The organism is Yoonia sp. 2307UL14-13 (assembly GCF_037572755.1).
Lineage (GTDB): Bacteria > Pseudomonadota > Alphaproteobacteria > Rhodobacterales > Rhodobacteraceae > Yoonia.
The window spans coordinates 113,447-133,005 of record NZ_JBBIFZ010000009.1 but is presented as its reverse complement, the minus strand read 5'-3'; the positions used below and the strand labels follow the sequence as shown (position 1 = coordinate 133,005).

Here is a 19,559-nt window from a genome sequence, read left to right as displayed (position 1 = left end):
CCACGTAGATAGAATGGCCAAAACACCCAGTCCCTGTATCGATGTTTGTAAATTCAGACGGGAAGGTCATTGCATCGGTTGTTCGATGACAAAGGCTCAGAAGTCGCTCTTTAAATCCTTGAAAAAAGGAAAACATCGCGAAGCATTTGTCCAGATGCTGATGGGTCAGCAATCCCGACTTGGCAAGTATGGCCACTGGAAGGTGGCGTACCTTCGAAAATGCCTGAAGAAAAAGGTTAAGCCGATTCCAGCTGTGCGAGATGCCGCATGACCCGGCTGACAGACAAGCGACAGTTATTCGCCTTTCTATGCTGTGTATGGGCATCGGGGTCGGCTTTCGGTGATTATGCTCTGGACCTTATTGAGACGGGTAAGCGCGACTACTACTGTACAATCACCGTTGCGCTCACCAATGACAGCAGTGAAATGTTGACCGAAATCAACGCGTTCTTCCTGAATTACGTAGGTGCCGAAGAGGTGGGTAGATCAAAGGGCGCGTCGTTTATGAATGTGGCGCCGGGCGAGACAGTGGAAGCCACATTTGAAACCCCCAATGCGCCATGTTCATCGACCGAAACCCTGGTTGAAAGCTACCACATGGTCATTGGAGCATGCCGACTTGACAGCGGGTTTGCCGACAAGTCGTTTTGTTTGGAGCGGATGGACCTCGCTCCACCATTCGTCGGTGCATCCGCTTTTAACTGAATACCAATTGTTCTGTCAGGATAAGTGCGACCGCAAGAACCATGCGAATTTTTCATGCGTTTGGCCACGGGCAATGCAAAGGTCCTCGGTCAGGGTATCGCCATGATTAGCAGCCAGTTCCCCGCAGCCCGCCAGCGTGGCCGCAAGCGTTTCTTGCGCATCAAGCATTGTCTTGATCATCTCTTTGTCTGACGCCGTGCCCTCGAATTCATTGACCTTTGACCGGTTCAGCATCCCTGACAACGTGCCATCGGCATGTGCATCAAGGGCTTTTACACGTTCGGCCAAGTCATCTTGCGCTTCAAAATGATCCTCGTAGATCTTCTGGAACAGTTCGTGCAGAGGGCCAAATGCCATACCTGTTACATTCCAGTGGAAATTCTGTGCCAGCATCGTCGTCACGGCGGTTTCCGCGACGGATTGGTTTAGCGCTTCGGCAATGGCTGATTTGGCATCGGTGTCCAGCGACATCGCTGTCTGGGTCATTCATTCTCTCCCGTATCCAATATTCTGCTGGCTGGCTTCATGCTGGCTTGCTCACCAGACACATAAGCCATCAATTTAGCGGGGCAAGAACTTTTTAGAATTATTCTAATTCTGATCGAGCTGCTCGGATATGCCTTTGATCAGAAACGCGATGTTCCGCTGATACAGTTTCGGAACGCGTGACCGGATCAGGAAGGACAGGCTATCCGCATCGCCCGATTGGGCCGCAGTGATCGCCCGCATGAGCCACGCTTCGTCGAACGAGATGTCGGTCACGCCAGGCCGGAAGAATACCGGTCGTGTGTACACCGCCTGCCGCAGGCATTTCAGCAAGGCCCGCGCATGGGCGTCGCGTGCAGTGTCTTCCTTGATTGAGAGCATCGCGCAGGCTTTGAACAGGTCCGCGCTGGCGGCGGATCGACACTCTAACGCGATCAGGCGGAGCGTATTCAGCGGTTCACGCCAAGCCGCAGGTAATTTTGGCGCCTCTTTTGGCTGAACCACTGTGTTGGTAAGCAATGCCAGTGACGCCATGTCGCAACTTTCATCTTCTCTGCCAGCAAGGAAAGACTCGCTGTTGTGATATCCTGAGTATAATTATAGGGATTGTAGGGAAATGAAAGTCTTGGTTTGCGCAATATACTGAAAAGACACGCCATTGTGGTTCTAATGCTATCTTCGGCTGCGCACGCTAAGCCGCTTGAAGATGTGCATCTGAACGTCGTGCCCCGGACAGCGGATGAGATCGCCCGCATCACAGCGGTCACGACGCCGACGACGGATTTCTCAGACGTTGCTCGGTTTGAGGAAATGCCAGCAGGGGCCGCCACTGTCCGCGCCAGCCGCACGGCAGATGCGTTTTCGCAACCGTCGGGCAACATCCCGTTTGAGGATGAGTTGACCTTTAGGGTCGGCAACGGTCTTTTCCGCAAGATATGGGTGTCGGCTCCGTCATCGACGCTTGCCTCGGATGGGTTAGGGCCGCTCTTCAACGCACGATCCTGCCAGCGCTGTCACATCAAGGATGGACGCGGTCATCCGCCTGAACCCAACGATGACAGTTCCGTTTCGATGTTCCTGCGCGTGTCGATCCCGGGCAGCTATGAGGACAAGATCGCTGATATCGAAGGCTATATCGCCACCTTGCCCGACCCGCATTACGGTAAGCAATTGCAGGACTTTGCCTTGCCCGGCCACGCAGCGGAGTATGAGCTGGGGATCACCTATAAAGAGGAGGTGATTTCGCTGTCTGAGGGGGAAACTGTCAGTTTGCGCCACCCTACCTATACAACGGAAGAACTGGGTTACGGGCCGCTGCATCCCGATGCGATGCTGAGTCCTCGTGTAGCCAATCAGATGATCGGGCTTGGCCTGCTCGAGGCGATTCCTGCTGCGGATATTCTGGTTGGTGCTGATCCAGATGACGCGGACGGTGATGGGATCTCGGGACGGCCGAATATCGTCTGGTCCCACGAGTTCGACCAACCCATGCTGGGCCGCTTCGGTCACAAGGCCGGCAATCCGACGGTGCGGCAGCAATCGGCAGAGGCGTTTGCAGGGGATATCGGGATTTCTTCTCCGCTTTTCCCGAATGGTGCCGGCGAATGCACTCTAGCACAGACGACGTGTCAGACCGCGCCGCATGGGGACGGCGACGATCGGGGCTTTGAGATCGATGATGAAATCCTCGATCTGGTCACCTTCTACAGCCGCAATCTGGCCGTGCCTGCACGGCGCAACGCGGATGATCCGGATGTGTTGCGGGGGAAACAGGTCTTTTATGAAACGGGCTGCATAGCCTGTCATACGCCGAGCTTTGTAACCCATCGGTTGGAGGATCAGCCAGAACAGAGTTTCCAGCTGATCTGGCCGTATACGGATATGCTGCTACACGATATGGGCGAAGGCCTGGCTGATCACCGCCCCGAGGCGCGGGCGACGGGGCGCGAATGGCGGACGCCGCCCCTTTGGGGGATTGGGCTGACGGAACAGGTCAGTGGGCATACATATTTTCTTCATGATGGGCGCGCGCGGTCTTTGCTGGAGGCCGTCATTTGGCACGGCGGCGAAGCGCAAACGCAGCGCGATGCGGTGATTGCAATGCCGAAAGCGGATCGTGAAGCGCTCATCAAATTCTTGGAAAGTCTATGAAACATATAATTTTATCCGTAGCTCTTAGTTTCACTTCTTTCCCGGTGATGGCACAGACGCAGGATATCGTTGACGGTCATATCCTGCCGCGTTTCGCGGCACTTGCCGAAACGGGTGCGGCATTATCAGACGCGGCAACAGCCGATTGCGCCGCGACATCAGCGCCTCTGCGCGACGCCTACAATACCGCTTTTGACGCATGGATCGCGGTCAGCCACCTGCGCTTTGGCCCGGCAGAGGTCGATGATCGTGCCTTTGCTATGGCGTTTTGGCCGGACAGTCGCGGATCGACCCCGAAGGCGCTTGGTGCTTTAATCCGCGCCGCGGACCCGATTGCTGAGAGTGCGGAGGCTTACGCTGATGTCTCAGTTGCGGCGCGTGGGTTCTATGCGATGGAATTTCTGCTTTATGATGAGCCGATCAGCACTGCCGGTGATGATGCCTATCGCTGCCAACTGACACAGACGGTTGCCGATGATATCGCGCAGGTGACCGCGGCGATCTATGCCGATTGGGAGGCGGATTACACGGCGAACCTGACCGGCCCGTCGGATCTCTATCGGACAGAGACCGAAGCGCTGCAAGAGATGTTCAAGGCTCTCAGCACCGGCCTGCAATTCACTTCAGAAAGCCGGTTAGGCCGTCCTTTAGGAACATTTGACGCGCCGAAGCCGCGCCGGGCCGAGGCTTGGCGGTCGGGCCGATCTGCACGGAATGTGGAGCTGTCGTTGGTGTCATTGCGCGACTTGGCGGAGCGGTTGTCGGAAGGTGATGCGACCTTGCTTGCGGCCTTTGATGTGGCGCTGACCCGGTTGGAGACGTTGGATGATCCGATATTTGCGGGTGTGGCTGAACCACAGAACCGCTTTAAAGTCGAAGTCATACAGCAGGCGGTCAATGATATCCGCGACATCGCCGCGCAGGACCTTGGTCCAAAACTGGGTGTCGCGGCCGGTTTCAATTCGCTGGACGGTGATTGATGGCCAACCGGCGGCAGTTTCTGGCGGGGCTACTCGCGACAGGCCTCACCCCGAAGACCACTTGGGCGGATGCGGGTGGCCCGACCTATCTGTCTGCCGCCGCAAAGCCGGACGGGTCGTTTGTGCTGTGTGGGATTGATGCTGCCTGCAACATCCTGTTTGAGCTTCCTTTGCCGACCCGTGGCCATGCCGCTGCCGCTCATCCATCGCGGCCCGAGGCTGTGGCTTTTGCCCGCCGCCCCGGCACCTTTGCGATGATCATCGATTGCGTGACCGGTGAGTCCTCTGCGCTTTTGGATGCCCCCGCTGGCCGCCACTTCTATGGTCACGGCGCGTTTAGCGCTGATGGGACGTGGCTATTCACGACCGAAAACGACTATGAGGCGGGCGAAGGTCGCATTGGCGTTTGGGATGCGACGCGCGGTTATGCCCGTGTGGACGAGTTCAGCAGTGGTGGCATTGGTCCGCATGATATCAAGCGGTTGTCGGGCAGCGATATGCTTGTCGTCGCCAACGGTGGGATCGATACGCATCCCGACAGTGGCCGGACAAAGCTCAATATTCCCACAATGGTACCAAACCTCGCCTATGTCGCAGATGGAAAGGTGCTGGAGACCGCCGAACTGCCGCCTGAATGGCATAAGAACTCCATCCGTCATCTGGCTGTTGCGCGCGATGGTCAAGTGGCGTTTGGGATGCAATGGCAGGGTGACAAGCTGGAACCGGCGCTTGTGGGGGTGCATCAAACAGGCGCTGAATTGCGCTTGCTGTCAGCACCAGCAGACGCATTGCGTGAGATGCAGGCCTATGTGGGCAGCATCGCATTTACCGATGACGACCGGCAAGTCGTGGTGACGTCGCCCCGCGGTGGGATCGTGCAGACTTATGATGTGGATGCCGAAGCCCTGATCGGCGAGACCCGCCTGACCGATGTCTGCGGTGTCGCTCTGGCTGACGGCGGCGTTCTGACGTCGACCGGGACCGGGGCGCTGGTGCATTTGAATGGCACTCGGGCAGAGACGCGCAGCATCGCGCAACTGCAATGGGACAACCACCTGGTGCGTCTGGACGCTTAACCGAACGCCTGGCTTATTAGCGCGATGACACCGCGCTTGTCCGGCGGGCCGCTATCGCCGCGCGCCATCGCAACGGCGGTATCGACGGGGGTGAGACCATGGGTGTTTAACCAATCTGCCAGGTCATGCTGCGTTGGCGTATCGATCCGCATGATTTCGCCTTTGTAGCGCCGCAGGAAATGCGCGATCAGCGCCTTTGCCGCCTCTTCGTCGCTTGCCATAACAGGGCCAATCACCCGGCCCGGTCCGAACGGACGGCAGAGCGCATAGCCTTCGCCACGGATCAGCGCGACGTCACTCACCTTCATCAGTGCCGCCAATAGATCCCGTCGATCTAACCCGCTATGAGAGCAGTCAAGCACAGATATGGCGTCAAGTGTTGCGTCCGTGATGACCTCACCTGTCTCTGACGCACCAAGCGACTGACCTTGGCTCTTTGTGATTTCACCGCTGACCCGAAAACCGCATTTTTTGTATAGTGGCTGTCCCTCACGCGTGGCGATCAGACTGAGCTGACGGTCGGGCAGTTCCGCAAAAGCGTGATCCATCAATTGCTTCCCAATCCTCCGCCGCTGCATGTCGGACCGGGTCATGATCATCCCTAACGCGGCTTGATCACGCCCATATGTCCAGCACATGAGCGTCCCTAACAAATCGTCGCCCTGTGCGACTTTCCAGCCTGTGCCGAGGGCGAGCATAAAATCCCAATCGCTGGGCTGATGTGGCCAGAGGAAGCTGCGCGACAGGGCGGCGGCTTGCGGTATGTCCTCTTTCCCGAGGGACGTGATTTGCCAGTTCTCAATCAGCATCAACAACCTCAAAGAGCGCAGGAACGGCCGGACAGGGGGCGAGGTCATTGCGCACCACATCGGACAATCGCGCCTGATGCAGGAAGACATAGACATGCGCGCTGAGCCCTTCCCAGAGCCGGTTGGTCATCGACTGCGCACGTGAACCACAGGTGCCGCCTGATGCACCGGCCCCCGTATGCATGGCAGAAATGGTTTCATCAACCGCTGCCAGAATTTCGACTACGCGGATCTGTGATGGCGCGCGCGCCAGTTGGTAGCCGCCTCCCGGCCCGCGCGATGAGTGGACAAGGCCGGCGCGGCGCAGCTTGACGAACAACTGTTCCAGATAGGTTAGCGAGATGTCCTGGCGTTTCGAAAGCTCGTTCAGGTTAACGGGACCCTCGCGCGCCTCAAGAGCGAGATCGGTCAAAGCGACCATTGCATAACGCCCCTTCGTCGTCATTTTCATACAGCACTCCTTTTCATCACCTTGATCACCGATCCGTGAAACGGCGAACGATATGTCTGTGCGGGGGCTGGCGCGAGGCGTACGCGGTAGCTGCGCTTTGATGAGCCGTCCAAAAGCTGATCAAGGCATGCCCTTAGATGGCCAATCGTGGATAGGAAGGTTTGTGATCGGCTATCAAATGTCAATTGCCAATGCACTTTTGCAACCAGACATTGGAATAGGTCTTCACCTTCTCACAATCATCCGGCAAAAGACCGGTAGATGCATCGCATCGGCAATCGCATTTCTTGAATCCCCAGCACCGCGCCAGGCTTTCTCTTTCAGATGAATTGGGGGGCCACATGGCACGTATATCTGGACGTACAGTAAACGGTATTCTTGTTGCGGATCAACGCAGGGATCAGGTTCTGCTGTTGCAAGACCTCGATGGTGATGGCAGCGCTTCAGCGCCTGCTGAGACGACGGTTTTCTTCGATGGCGCGAATGAAAGTGGCCTTGCGGTTCCAACAAACAATGTCTTCACCGTCCATCAGGCACAGGACAGGTCGGTCTATATCGGCGATGGCGGCACGGACACCGTTTACCGGCTGACCGACCTCAACGCAGACGGCGATGCGCAAGACGCGGGCGAGGCCGCGATCTGGTTTTCTGCCGACAATGCCGCCGGCCTCTCCACAGTTACACCAAACGGGATCGCCGAAGGTGCAGATGGCGCGATCTACATCTCCAACGCCGGTACCAGTTCTGCCCCACAGGACGCAATTTATCGCACTGTCGATCTGAACGGTGACGGTGATGCGAATGACGAAGGTGAGGCGATCCTCTGGCTGGATGTGCAAACCATTGTCGATACCGCAGTTCCGTTTGACCTCAGTTTTGACGGGGATGTCGCCTATTTGAATGATCTGGCAGGCACAGCGACAGATGTGATCTACCGGATCGAGGATATCAACGGCGACGGCAGCATTCAGACCGATGAAGTCACGACTTTTATCTCGGATGAGATGAGCTTTGGCGCGCCCGTCGATATCTCAAGCGCCGTCGCAGTCGACGGCTCGCTCCATACGCTGACCTGGTTCCCCGACGGTGACGAGCTTTTGAAGATCTACCGCCTCAAAGACCTTGATGGGTCCGGTCAGATCGACAGCGTGTTTGAGGCGGTCGAGGTCTGGAATGCCAGTCTGATGCCCGATGGTATCCCCGCTGATATTGGGTTCTCCATAGCGACGGACGGGGACGGCGATCTTATTCTGACAGCTAACAGCTTTGGTGGCGACGCGAATGTCCTCAAGCTGACCAACCTGAATGGCGACGGCGATTTCTTTGACGCAGGCGAGACGGTCATTTTCGGGTCGGATCAGTTCGACGGCCAATTGATCCGCCCCCGCGCGGTGGAAGACTATGAGGGCGTCGCCCAAGTCGTCCCAAGCACGGTTGGCGCGGGCAACCACTTCTCGGTCTTTCTCCAGGACGGGGTCCTTTACAGCTCTGGCGAAAACATCGTCAGCCAGTTGGGCAATGGCAGCGTCGGGTTTGATGTCAAAGCACCTTTGCCGGTTGAGCTGCCGGAAGGTTTTGACGCGACGATCACCTCTGTCTCGGCGGGTATGTTACACACGACGTTCCTGACAGATGAAGGCGACGTCTACGCCTTCGGCTTCAATAATCGCGGGCCGCTGGGGCTGGGCGATGAAGAAAGCCGCCAATCAGCGGTCAAGATCGACGCCTTGGATGATGTTGACGTCATCGGGATCGAGAATGGGAACGGGGTGTCCTATGCGCTTGGGGCCGATGGCACGCTTTACGCCTGGGGCAGCAATACCAACGGGCAGCTTGGCACAGGCGATCAAGAGGAACGTCTGGTCCCAACCGCCGTCGAAGCGCTTGCCAACGAAACCGTCGTCGCAGTGTCCTCCGGCACGTCGCACACACTGGCCCTGACGGCAGATGGGGAGGTTTATGCGTTCGGCAGCAATACCGACAGTCAGGTCAGCCCCTCTGATGACCGCCGGGTGATTGAACCTGTGCGTGTGGAAGGTCTGCCAGAGAACATCCTCGCCGTGACGGCTGACGGCAAAACCTCCTTCGCTGTCACAGAAGACGGACGCGTTTTTGGCTGGGGCCAGAGCGACAAAGGTCAGCTTTTGCAAGGCACCGAAAATGGCGACGGGACGTTCACGCCCGACCCAGCAGATGTCGCCACCCCGGTCGAACTGACGGGTCTGCCCGATAACGTGATCGACGTCAAAGGCGGAGCCCGCTGGGCTATTGCCTTGACAGAGGACGGCGATGTCTATGCCTGGGGCCCGAATGATGAGGGGCCGACCGGTGGCCTCGACGGTGATCCGGCAGCCGAAAGCGATGTCAGCTTCCTGCCGACCAAGATCGAAGAACTCGACGATATCAACATCGTCGAAATCCAGACCGGGCCTAACTCGATCATTGCGGTCTCCGACACGGGCGAAGTCTTCACCTGGGGGTCAAACTCCGATGGGCGGTTGGGCTATGCCTCTGACGGGTCGGTCTACTTCCCGCAGCAGGTGGATTTCGATGCAGACCCCGCACCTTTCCTGAAAAGCGCTGATCCGTCTGACAATGGACGGGACGTGGCGAATGACGCGGTACTGACGTTGACATTCACTGAGGCCGTGGAGGCTGGCGAAGGCGTCATCACGCTCGTCAACCGCGACAGCGGCGCGCGGACGCAGATCGACGTAACCGACACGCGCCTCGTCAGCTTTGATGGGGATACCGTCACCGTAACCCCGCCTGCACATCTTGAGGCAGACGCACGCTACGCCATCGAGATTGAGGATGGCGCCTTCGTAGATGATGAAGGGCAAGGGTTCGAAGGGGTTACCGAAGGCGACACATCCACCTTCAACTTCACAACCTCTGACGTGCCAGCATCTTCAGAAGACCGCTATCGCGGCACGTTTGATGACGATCTGCTGCGCGGAGGTGCTGATGATGATCGGATCAATGGACGCTGGGGCAATGATATCGTCTCGGGCGGTGGCGGAGAGGACAATCTAAGCGGCGGCTTTGGCAACGATGATCTGCTGGGTGGCGCCGGGAATGACCGGATGAGCGGTGGCTTTGGCAACGACATTCTGGATGGCGGTACGGGCAACGACGTAATGCGCGGTGGTTTTGGTGTTGATACGTTCGTCTTCAATACGGGCCACGACACCATCCAGGATTTCGACACTGGTTTCGACTTCTGGTTCTTCAGCCTTCCGTCGGACATGATTGTGATCGATATTGCAGGGGTCGAAACCTTCGACGACTTGATGGCCAGCGCCAATCAAGACGGACGGAATGTCACGTTCCAGTTTTCTGACGAAGACAGCCTGACAATGCGTCGAACGGACCTGTCAGATCTCGAAGCTGACATGTTCAGTTTCGTTTGACGAAAAAGCTGAGGTTTTTGAAACGACGGCCTTGCGGATAAATTAAAAACGCAAGGCCGCTTATTGGCAATGGTGCCTATTGGTTCACCCAATTTATCAGAGTTTACCCATATAGCATCATTGCAACCACTGGAGGAACGAACATGTACATTGCAATGAACCGCTTTACGGTTGCAAAAGGTGATGCCGCAGCCTTTGAAGAACTGTGGCTGGGTCGTGAAAGCCACCTCCACAAGATGGACGGATTCGTCGAATTCCATATGCTCAGGGGGGCAGAGCGGGAGGACGGCACGCTGCTTTATGCATCACACACAGTGTGGGAAAGCGAAGAGACCTTCCTTAGCTGGACGAAGAGCGAAGCGTTCCGCGCCGCCCATCGTGATGCGGGGCAGACGCAGAAACTGCATCAGGGACACCCACGATTTGAGGGCTTTAACGCCATCCAGCACATCGACGCTCAGGGAAACGCTGTCGCCTAGCTAACGGCCCGTAGCTTGGGACGAAACGGTTGCTTGGGCCTGATATCCCCCGCCCCAATAGGCAGCACAGTTCAAGACCGCTATGGACGATGGCAGTATCAATCTTGCCGCCTATTAAGCGCGCAATAATGTCTCGTGCAGCCCCAGTCCGATCTGCACGCATGTTAACGATGAGAGCCATGAGGTCGATTTCATCCGAGGTCAGGCCTCCACGCGCAAGGATATCCAAGGGGTCGTTGTAGGCTACCGGTACGGGACGCACCCTAAGTACCGCCGAAGTAAAGGCCTGCATGCTGCAGGCGATAGCCAGCCCACGACCCTCTCCCCATGTGCCTATCGCCGCAGTTAGCGCGGACCGCCAGCCAAGGCTTTCGGGGTATAGAAACGCATTCAGGAAATGGCGCATGACCGGCAGCATTGCCTTATTAACCGGGTCAAGTTGACTGACGCGTGGGAGGTCATCTTGAAATTCTGCGGTCATGCCTTTTTCCTTTGATTGGATGACGAAGTCGGGAACAGGGTCACGTTTTCGGGAAGGTTTTCTGGATCGACCTCGACAATCGGTCCAGCGGTAACAGCGTTAAAGGCAAGGTCTGCCTTGATGGCCGTCCGCAAAAGCGGGTGCAATCCACTGCCTGTGCGTTGCGCGACGTCGTCAATCGCGAGCAAGTCATAAAGCGTTTTACACATAAGCAGCCCTCGCCCGTGCAGCTTTTGATGAAGGAAGTGCAATGGATAGACGGGTCATCGCTCCCATGACTTGCTTGATGTCATTCCCTTCGCACAGCATGAGTAGTTCGGTTTGTGCGCGTCCGATCTGCCCGCCGCGGATCGCTTGCAATGCGGCGATCAGCCGCCGTTCCTGCTCTGTCAGAATGGCCGCACATGTCTCGCAGCTTTGGCAGTTGAATGAGAAAACTGAGCGGCGTGCATACCGCACGGCGCGCATGGTCGTCAGCAAACGGGTTGCAATGATCGGACCATCAAGATCACCAAATGTCGCCTCAGCAAGATCAAGCGCCGCCATCCATCCTTGTGACTGCGGCGCCGCGAAACTCTGAAAGAAGTAACGAGCGATGGCCAAGATGCTCTTTTCGACGTCATCGAAATGCGCTTCTGCCAGTGGTGTCTCTTTCGCTTCTGGCAAGCGCCCGCAGCATGAGCGCGCGTGAGTGCGGGACATAGTCGTTCTCCTGTTCCGTTTTGGTGTCACCTATCTGGCGTTTCAAAGAACAGGCTGGACAAGTCGTACAATTAAAGCTGATTGTTTTTGTCAGAAAAAGCAAGTCTATTGTCTGGACAGGTTTAGGGGAGCAAGACACTGGACCGATTTCAAATCCGGTTCACTGCAGAACAAACTGAGCAAAGAACGACGAAACGCATGGCAAAAATCGTCCTCGCAACCAGTCTGCTGTGGCGCGAGCCAATAAGTGATGCGCCTCTTCGAGAAGCGCTGGCGCAGTCTGGCCATACTTGCATTTCAGTCCCATGGAATGGTGATGATCAATCTGCATTTCTTACCGCAGACCTGGTCTTGTTGCGGTCATGCTGGGACTATTTCAAAGCACCTCGTGCGTTTTTGGAATGGCTAGCAAGCCTCGAAACTGTTCAGGTTCGCAATCCGCTTGCGCTGGTTCGCTGGAATTTCGACAAGTCCTACCTCATCGAATTGCGCGCGGCCGGCTTCAATGTACCGGAAACGAAATTGGTCAACCCGAAGGACCACGATCAGGTTCAATCGGTCATGAAACAGCAGGGGTGGCACCGCGCGGTTCGTAAACCTGTTTCGGGACAAAGCGGTCACTTTGTTGATGTTCTGGATCTGGCCAATCGTCGTGATTGGCCAGAAAGTCTCATGCCGACGGAACACGCATTGCTGCAACCGTTTCTGACAGATGTTCAGCAACTTGGTGAAACGCTGCTGTACTTTTTCAAAGGTCAGTTTGCGTATGCGGTGCAACGACTGCCAAAGCCCCAACATGGGCGTGACCGCATCGAGATTTCTGTGTCGGACGAGGTGATCAGGCAGGCCGAAGAAATATTGGCGTTCCTTGACGACATGCCGCTTTATGCGCGGATTGATGGTCTTATGCAGAATAACACGTTTCTACTTATGGAACTGGAACTGATTGAGCCGAGCTTTGCCTTCGAGGCTGCACCAGACAAAGCGATTGAATTTGTTCGTGCTATTGAGGACGAGCTAGGCGAGCTTGGTGGCGCCTAAGAGTTTTTGAGTTTGTTACAGAATCGGGCCGTGAGCGCCTACAATCAATGCGATCACAGCAAGCGCGTCATTTTGGCACCTTAAAGTAGTTGACTCTTTTGGTCGGAGTTGATTGGTCGTGTGATGAACTCGGGCGCGATACGTTTTCACCCAGCATTTGCCAGGCAAATGCGACATGGGCAGAGGCGACCATCACCGATGATGTGGGCCGCATAGTCAAACCAACAAGATGAGCTAAACTCTCTCTTGGCTCAGCCTCCCATTGGTCCCAAAACGCCTTACGACGGACAACTATTGCGACACGCAGAATTGGACAACTGGATCGCACAAGAAACCGGATTGACTGCGATTGTATAGAATGTCTGCTTCGTCGTTCGTGGCGAGGCGCTTGCTATCCGCAGCGAATGACGGCTTCCCGCCCTTGGTGTCTTTCGCTGCAAGCGCGCTGTCTTGAGATTGATGTGACTGGGTCGGGGCTAACACGAGCTTGTGAGGGTCAGAGGCGCCGCGGCATCTAACTGGTAGCCGAAATTTGGCAAAGTTCAAAACTGAGTGTCGATAAGTTCAAAAACTGTGTCGAAAGTTCACAACTAATTGTCGTTCGACAAATTGTTGTCAGTTGACCATAAGAGTGCAGATTTGGATTTAAAGCTTGACCCACATACCCATAAGTAATTGTAATCGTTAAATTTTCAGAACTTCTGGATTTTAGATGCTATAATCATGCGGATTTGGAGCATAAAGCTGCTAAAGACGCTCAGCACAGCCAGGGCTTCGGATTGAGTAAAACTGCTGTGCAGACAGTCATTGCCTGAAGGCTACCGCCGCCAGGCAATCCACAAAATGTCTAGAATCCTACTTTGGTGAACCTGTTTGGCCTACGAGTTTCCTACGCCAAGACTGCTCGCGCCACTTTTCGTCCTAGTATAAGCGAGAAGGCGAGTAGATTTCCAAGTAGGAACAACCCGATTGTGGAGACACCAAGCGCAATGTATGCGACATGAAAGCTGGCACCATCGCCAAGAGCAACTCCGATCAATCCTGCTGTAGCACATGCCGCAACCAATATTGGCTTGATGAGAACCCAGGTTAGCATCTCTTTGAACGAATTTTCTTCGAAATCTGGTAAATCCATTGCGGAAAAGACAGCATACATGACCACTAATACAAAAGGAAACGCGGCTGATGTGGAGTGATAGGCAACGATGTACGCTAAGGCCAAAGTGAACAGTACGCCCAATGCATTAATATTCATGAAGTCCTCCGTTACTATACTATATATTGATATGACCTTAGGGGAGTTTATCAAGTGGTAGTGGCGTGGTATCTTGACACTCAGATGGAGTCTTTCTCTGTCCAAAGGCGGAAGATGGCATCAGCCTCGAAGTATTGCCGATAGTCTTGCAGGGTGAATGGAGAGTATCCGGATTGAAGTTCGAAGCGATTGGTGAATGCTTGGCAAAAATGCTCTGCTGTGATCGCGGCTGACTTAGCTTTCTTGGCGACGACCGCGGTGCGGATCACCAACTCAATGACCAATCCCCATCTGTACGAACAAGCAAACGCCAGGCGTTGATGAAAGTCCGCCGAGCTCAGAGTAGAGATATCGAGACCAGCTTTTTCAGCGTAGGCAAAACAGATACTGTTCATCTCGAACAGATCGCTCGCCTGTTGAGGGTCAATCTTGGGGAACGTAACTGTCTTAACCAGGTTGCCGAGCTGTTCTTCTCCCAGGATATACTGCTTCAGTTCGTCAACACCTGAAAAAATCAGCATCAACGGCCACTCTGGCTGCTTAAGCAGAGACTTAAAGCAGCCCCTAATTTCATTTTGGATTTCGGCCGATCTCCTAATAAAGATGTGCTGGCACTCGTCGTAATGAATACAGACCACGCCATTGGCCTTTGCATGAAACACCACCTGGTTCCAGATTTGGGTCTGGTTCACCGCACCTCGGATTTCTTTATCGTATCCGAGCGCTCGAAGGGTCAAAACGCCAAGTTCCTTCCATTTCGACGACCCTCTTAGCATGACCTTCACCATCATGGCTTGCCGTCCATCAGGCATCTTGATCTGCGCATCGTTGAATAGAACTCTCTGGTGGTCGATCTCCGATGTCTTTCCTATTCGAGAAGGACCAACGACCAGGACGGCAGTTGCCTCGAAATCATCGGCAAGACCCGCTTCGGCGTAGTATTTGGTTGTCATGTCGGCGATTGCAGCACGCAGCCGCTCAGCACGCGGAAATTGATAATGAGCCCCCTTGAGGGTTCTAATCACTTCTGCCGCTTCAAAATCGACGAAGCTCATTTGAGTTTTCCGCGAATGTCCGGCCGCCCTAAATCAATATTTTCAGGCTTTGAGACAACATCGGGTTCATGACTGCCGGTGGACTCGATCGGCGGCTGAAAACCTTCTCCTACTTTGCGACTGCCTTCGATCTCTTCGGGTTGCGCAATTTGCCCGGGCTGGGCAGTTCCAGGGATCTTGGCGCTTTGGACTTGTTGACCTCGCATGACAATCGCGGCTTTTGCCTTAGCTGCTGCGAATGTCGTGTAACTCACGGGAAGTTTGTTTTCGAGGGCAATGGTGGCCATGTGGTCGGCGCGTTCGTCACGCACACGCGCAACCCTTGCTTCGAAGTCAAACGTCTCGCTTGGATCTTCGGCGCGAATTTCTGCAACTAGATTTATGGCTTCGGTTGCCGAAAGATCCTTCATGGTAGTCATTGTCAAACGTCCAAGAAACGGATCAGGGTTACCTTTTACAAGGATAGTTATCTCATTCATGCAGTCTGGGTCAGAAAACACCGTGACTTTGCGATCGATCTTTTCGCTGATCTGCTGAAGCTCATCACACTGGTAAGGCAGTTCTAGGGCTTTGACTCCCTCATTTGTCAATGTGCACTGATCTTTCCAGCCAAGGTGAATTCGCCGATCATGATCAGATGGCGGCAGAATTGCGCCATACTGATCATTCACCCGCTCATAGACTTTCAGCGGGCGAGCGCCCCACATGTTTGTTCCGTAGTGCTTTTCGGATGGATATTCATCGACTAGGTATCGAGTGATGATGCCGTAGAGCTCGTTCACATCGATGACACCGTTCTTGATGGGGTCATAGTTCTTCAGTTGCCCTGCTTTCCGACCGGTGTAGCCATGGATCAAGTTCAAAAGCACACTCTCCATGGTGCCGAACATGCGCTCCACATAGGGTTTGTCGATTCCGTGATAGGTGCGGGCATCAATTGTTTGAGCGAATATTCCCAGTGCGGCGGTCTTCACTGGAGAATTTCTCAACCCTGATCCGTTGTCTCCTTTGACAGATCCCAATCCCACTGCTGGCATCGGGTCGGTTTCGCAGCCATAAATGATCTTTTCTTTGGTTTTGTCACGGGTGGCCATACGAAAGAGCTCGCGTGTAGCATCCTCAGATGGTGCATCAGTTATGACCCAAGCAAGGGGCATCCGCGTCGCAACATCAATCATAAGCAGCAGCCACAACCGCTTGCGTATGATCTCTTCAATTTCTGTAAGAGCAGTTCTTTCGTCTTCCGAAAGCCTTTGCCACCATCCCTTTTTCTTACAGACCGTAATGAGTGACATCTTGCATTCGTCGATTTCGACGTATTCGCCGATCATCAAGGATCGAACGTCTGTCTGCCCGCGTGAAAGATTGTTTGCGACCCATCGTTCGCCATCTCTGGCAATGGAGGTGGCCGTGGCACCCGCTGCCACGATATGTCTACTCAAGGTCTTATGACTAACTGCCACAAGAGGGTCTAGCCCGGATGGGATACGGAAGATATTCTCTTTGTTGACCAGTGTGGTCAATCTTCGCAGCGCACTGGCAACGTTTGGTCCTGTCGGAGTAAGGTAGGCTTCTTCTACTGCCTGAGTCATCAACTCGCGCATGCGTGTTGGCACACCATGGTTGCTGCGATTGCCTTTTTTCCAGTCTTGATCCGCCAAGGCCATTTCATCGAAGTCTGATGTGATCCACCTTTCCCAGTAGAGAAACAGTGTTCGCCCATCAGGCATAAATGCCGCTCTTTTGACTGACCCACCACGCACACTGTCACTAATTGGACGTCGGACGTAGTGTTGTCGTGCCACCTCTTTGATTGCATTCCGGTTCTCAGGTTTGTCTAAGCCGGCCGCATAGATCGGAACGTTATTTTGGTCTAAATCCCTGATCCCGTACATGAGTGCTAACCTGAAATCCAAAATATCGTCTTGTCGGCTCGATAGCTGAGATCTGCATCGTAGACCGCCATCGCGAATTCGCGCAGCAGACCTTGAAACCGCCTTTAACGGGTCTTTCCGCCGTGTTTCTGACATTTTCAAAAGACTAAGCACTTCCGAATACGACCAAATTTCCTGACTATCATCCTCAAGATCAGTTAGCTGATACGTATCATCACCTAATGGCTGCACAGATTGCGTTCGGCCCATGTATGACAATTCTAAACGCTTTGGAATTTGATATCGGACCACCTTCATGCGCCTGTTCTCCAAATTCGCGATTGTTGACAAATCACAGCATCAAAGTCGGCCCCCAATCTCTGTTGTGCGATCAAACGCATGCATGATTGGAAAATTTGATTTTTAGGGAGATCGAGGACTTGATGGAGATCTGACATCCGCCAAAGGGTCTTGAGGCTGTTGGCGGCCTTGAAGACCAGCTCATCGGCGCACTGATCCCGCTGAAATGACACCAACCTATGCATGCGGCGCAGGTTTTCCCGTCGGGCACGCGAATAGCTATCTGCATCGACCGTTATGAATTCGTGTGCCTCATGACGAGGAACAGCTTCGTAGATCGCATCAATTTCTTCCTGAACCCATGGCTTAACAAGGCTCGACCTGTTCCTAACAAAGACAAAACGTTTCAAGCCGCTCCCGAATGTAAGACGAAGGTCGATCGTATGTGAACGCCGGGTGCCGGAAGGATATTCATAGTCAAATTTCACCGGTTGAAATTCCACGTCATGAATACTGGGCGAGACCAGTGCTTCCTCGGCGACTGCAGCTTCTGCCAAGCTCTCAGCAGCACCGACGCGTGGCACCCAGTCATTGGCGGCAGTCCGGTAGGTCAACATCACTTTTTGAGAGACGCTGCTTGCCGTGATCGGGTTTCTAACACCTGAAAATGGCAAGACGCCATGGATGTCACCAACTTCGACCTTGCTGGCAGCGCGCAGCCTAGGCAGATGATACGCCCATTCGTCATGATCAATATCCAAAGGATCGTTCATCGAGCGGCCTCTGCACTATCAAGTAGAATAACAGGGGCTGACGTTCGGGCTCGACCATTCCTTGAAACCGGTGTGGTTCCAAGTTCGGATATCGCGTCGAGGTAATGATGGAGCCATGGCCTGATCGGATGACCGGTCGGTTCAATTTCGCATCTGCGATACACCTTGCAGCAGTTCTTACCCAGATTGATCGGCAGAACGCCCAATTTTTGTAGCTCTAATTTGGCACGATATGCTTGACAATTATTGTCGCGGACGATCATGCCGAGGGTAATGTATTGCTTTAGAAAATTTTTCATCACCGGCTTGGTGATGAGCGCCAGTTTGTTTCGGCGACGGCCATGTCGTATCGATCGTGTTTTCAGAATGCCAATTTTAATCAGCTTGTTTGAAGTGGGAAAGGTTAGCCCAAAAATAGACTTTAGCTGCTCTTTAGTGAAACCATCTGGTGGATCGACACTAAATTGGTTTCGAATCTCCCGTGGATCTGCGTGAAGGCTCCAAAGGCCGTTCAGTCCGCTTCGAAAACAAAGGGTATGAAGCTGACCCCATTGTGCAAGCCGAATGACATGCTCTACCTTTATCTGCGAAGTGACACTAATCTGGTTTAGAGGTTTGTAGCCCTTCGGGATTCTGTCAACTGCTGCGGCGTGTTTGAATACTGACTTCTTGAACTGATTAATGTCGTCAGGGTGATAGACGGGGCGTAGCTCAGCCAAGTTGTACCTTGACGTTATCAACCCTGATCGCCTCAATCGGTCCAGCATGTCAAAACTTAGACCAAGCTCTTGTTTTGCCTCTGAACAGGTGACGCAATCGGCAAATTCTTGAATGAGCTGCAGACATTGATTGCCCTCAAGAAAGACCTTTCCGTCGCGACCGCGACTGCCAATCGCTTCAGCCGCGACAAATTTTGCAACGCGCGCGTTTGATAAGCCGGCAACTTTCGCAACTCCGAGAATAGAGTGAACACGGCGTGATGGTGAAGATCTGCCCAGTACAATCTGGCTGTCATCCAGCGCATAGTTCTCGAAGACAAAGCTCGTAAACACCTCAATGATCTGGGTATATCTCGGATCACTATGATCGACTCTACGGAGCCAGCGAGTGAGCGCTCCAAAGTCAGAGAGATATCCTTTGACTGTCCCTGGAGAAGCCATTTTGACAACATGGAAAGCTTCACGTAACCCGGCTTTGCCTTCTGTTGCGGCACAAAAACCAGCGGCTGTTGCACGTGCCAACTCGACAGAGCTAAGACCTGATCTAAACGCTTTCGGACCATGCTCGAGGACTATGCCAAGCCCCTCGCAAAGACGGCATACCACGTCCAACTCAAGCTGGTCGAGCCAGCTCCAGCCATCATCACCGACAAGACGCCGGACTACGTAATTTTCAAACTCAACGCCAATTGTTACGCGACGGGCGTCGTTGGCGGATCTTTGTATATGTTGGTCCCAATGACCGTCCGTGCGCTGCCAGAAATCATGAGGAGATATCGGTGACTCGGGCTGTGGTAGCGCCATCAAGG

At 54.3% G+C, this 19,559-nt stretch carries 19 protein-coding genes; 8 read left to right on the top strand and 11 right to left on the bottom strand.

Annotation, left to right across the window (positions count from 1 at the left end; translation table 11 throughout):
- Positions 1 to 13 precede the first annotated feature (13 nt).
- Positions 14 to 271, top strand: a complete 258-nt coding sequence (locus V8J85_RS18160; protein ID WP_339955191.1) for a DUF1289 domain-containing protein — start codon at positions 14 to 16, stop codon at positions 269 to 271.
- Positions 268 to 705, top strand: a complete 438-nt coding sequence (locus V8J85_RS18155; RefSeq protein ID WP_339955190.1) for a hypothetical protein — start codon at positions 268 to 270, stop codon at positions 703 to 705. The genes V8J85_RS18160 and V8J85_RS18155 overlap by 4 nt, the downstream gene beginning before the upstream one ends.
- Before the next feature lie 15 nt (positions 706 to 720).
- Here the strand turns inward: V8J85_RS18155 and V8J85_RS18150 are convergent, their stop codons facing one another.
- Together V8J85_RS18150 and V8J85_RS18145 are read right to left on the bottom strand one after the other, a co-directional pair.
- Complete coding sequence (locus tag V8J85_RS18150) at positions 721 to 1,191, bottom strand: Dps family protein (RefSeq protein WP_339955189.1); 471 nt, start codon at positions 1,189 to 1,191, stop codon at positions 721 to 723.
- A 105-nt stretch (positions 1,192 to 1,296) separates the two neighbouring features.
- On the bottom strand, positions 1,297 to 1,725 hold the full coding sequence (locus tag V8J85_RS18145) for a hypothetical protein (protein ID WP_339955188.1): 429 nt from the start codon (positions 1,723 to 1,725) through the stop codon (positions 1,297 to 1,299).
- Positions 1,726 to 1,860: 135 nt separating this feature from the next.
- Here V8J85_RS18145 and V8J85_RS18140 point away from each other — a divergent pair, with 135 nt between their 5' ends.
- The 3 genes from V8J85_RS18140 to V8J85_RS18130 are packed head-to-tail and all read left to right on the top strand — an operon-like array spanning position 1,861 to position 5,398.
- Positions 1,861 to 3,342 (top strand): di-heme oxidoreductase family protein, encoded by a 1,482-nt coding sequence (locus tag V8J85_RS18140; RefSeq protein WP_339955187.1) that lies wholly within the window; start codon positions 1,861 to 1,863, stop codon positions 3,340 to 3,342.
- Positions 3,339 to 4,322: an imelysin family protein gene (locus V8J85_RS18135; RefSeq protein WP_445285923.1), complete on the top strand. Its 984-nt coding sequence runs from the start codon at positions 3,339 to 3,341 to the stop codon at positions 4,320 to 4,322. The genes V8J85_RS18140 and V8J85_RS18135 overlap by 4 nt, the downstream gene beginning before the upstream one ends.
- Positions 4,322 to 5,398: a DUF1513 domain-containing protein gene (locus tag V8J85_RS18130; protein WP_339955185.1), complete on the top strand. Its 1,077-nt coding sequence runs from the start codon at positions 4,322 to 4,324 to the stop codon at positions 5,396 to 5,398. Before V8J85_RS18135 ends, V8J85_RS18130 begins: the two co-directional genes overlap by 1 nt.
- Here V8J85_RS18130 and V8J85_RS18125 read toward each other — a convergent pair.
- Positions 5,395 to 6,207, bottom strand: a complete 813-nt coding sequence (locus V8J85_RS18125; RefSeq protein ID WP_339955184.1) for a GNAT family N-acetyltransferase — start codon at positions 6,205 to 6,207, stop codon at positions 5,395 to 5,397. The two genes, V8J85_RS18130 and V8J85_RS18125, sit on opposite strands and share 4 nt — an antisense overlap.
- Positions 6,197 to 6,658, bottom strand: coding sequence for an Rrf2 family transcriptional regulator (locus tag V8J85_RS18120; RefSeq protein WP_339955183.1), 462 nt, complete (start codon positions 6,656 to 6,658; stop codon positions 6,197 to 6,199). The genes V8J85_RS18125 and V8J85_RS18120 overlap by 11 nt, the downstream gene beginning before the upstream one ends.
- 341 nt (positions 6,659 to 6,999) lie before the next feature.
- Here V8J85_RS18120 and V8J85_RS18115 point away from each other — a divergent pair, with 341 nt between their 5' ends.
- Together V8J85_RS18115 and V8J85_RS18110 are read left to right on the top strand one after the other, a co-directional pair.
- Positions 7,000 to 10,071, top strand: coding sequence for an RCC1 domain-containing protein (locus tag V8J85_RS18115; RefSeq protein WP_339955182.1), 3,072 nt, complete (start codon positions 7,000 to 7,002; stop codon positions 10,069 to 10,071).
- 143 nt (positions 10,072 to 10,214) lie between these two features.
- Positions 10,215 to 10,550: an antibiotic biosynthesis monooxygenase family protein gene (locus V8J85_RS18110; protein WP_339955181.1), complete on the top strand. Its 336-nt coding sequence runs from the start codon at positions 10,215 to 10,217 to the stop codon at positions 10,548 to 10,550.
- Positions 10,551 to 11,027: 477 nt separating this feature from the next.
- On the opposite strand, the gene V8J85_RS18105 is transcribed toward V8J85_RS18110, so the two are convergent.
- Together V8J85_RS18105 and V8J85_RS18100 are read right to left on the bottom strand one after the other, a co-directional pair.
- Complete coding sequence (locus V8J85_RS18105; RefSeq protein WP_339955180.1) at positions 11,028 to 11,240, bottom strand: hypothetical protein; 213 nt, start codon at positions 11,238 to 11,240, stop codon at positions 11,028 to 11,030.
- Positions 11,233 to 11,733 carry a hypothetical protein gene (locus V8J85_RS18100; RefSeq protein ID WP_339955179.1) on the bottom strand — a complete coding sequence of 167 codons (501 nt, stop codon included), beginning with the start codon at positions 11,731 to 11,733 and terminating at the stop codon, positions 11,233 to 11,235. Before V8J85_RS18100 ends, V8J85_RS18105 begins: the two co-directional genes overlap by 8 nt.
- A 198-nt stretch (positions 11,734 to 11,931) precedes the next feature.
- Here V8J85_RS18100 and V8J85_RS18095 point away from each other — a divergent pair, with 198 nt between their 5' ends.
- Positions 11,932 to 12,774, top strand: coding sequence for an ATP-grasp domain-containing protein (locus V8J85_RS18095; protein WP_339955178.1), 843 nt, complete (start codon positions 11,932 to 11,934; stop codon positions 12,772 to 12,774).
- Between the two features lie 889 nt (positions 12,775 to 13,663).
- On the opposite strand, the gene V8J85_RS18090 is transcribed toward V8J85_RS18095, so the two are convergent.
- From V8J85_RS18090 to V8J85_RS18070, 5 genes are all read right to left on the bottom strand, one after another.
- Positions 13,664 to 14,029: a hypothetical protein gene (locus tag V8J85_RS18090; protein WP_339955177.1), complete on the bottom strand. Its 366-nt coding sequence runs from the start codon at positions 14,027 to 14,029 to the stop codon at positions 13,664 to 13,666.
- Between the two features lie 80 nt (positions 14,030 to 14,109).
- Positions 14,110 to 15,084 (bottom strand): hypothetical protein, encoded by a 975-nt coding sequence (locus V8J85_RS18085; protein WP_339955176.1) that lies wholly within the window; start codon positions 15,082 to 15,084, stop codon positions 14,110 to 14,112.
- Positions 15,081 to 17,276, bottom strand: coding sequence for a hypothetical protein (locus V8J85_RS18080; RefSeq protein WP_339955175.1), 2,196 nt, complete (start codon positions 17,274 to 17,276; stop codon positions 15,081 to 15,083). The genes V8J85_RS18085 and V8J85_RS18080 overlap by 4 nt, the downstream gene beginning before the upstream one ends.
- The gene (locus V8J85_RS18075; protein ID WP_339955174.1) at positions 17,273 to 18,031 is read right to left on the bottom strand and encodes a hypothetical protein; all 759 of its coding nucleotides are present in this window, start codon (positions 18,029 to 18,031) and stop codon (positions 17,273 to 17,275) included. The genes V8J85_RS18080 and V8J85_RS18075 overlap by 4 nt, the downstream gene beginning before the upstream one ends.
- Positions 18,028 to 19,554 carry a hypothetical protein gene (locus V8J85_RS18070; RefSeq protein WP_339955173.1) on the bottom strand — a complete coding sequence of 509 codons (1,527 nt, stop codon included), beginning with the start codon at positions 19,552 to 19,554 and terminating at the stop codon, positions 18,028 to 18,030. The genes V8J85_RS18075 and V8J85_RS18070 overlap by 4 nt, the downstream gene beginning before the upstream one ends.
- Positions 19,555 to 19,559 lie beyond the last annotated feature (5 nt).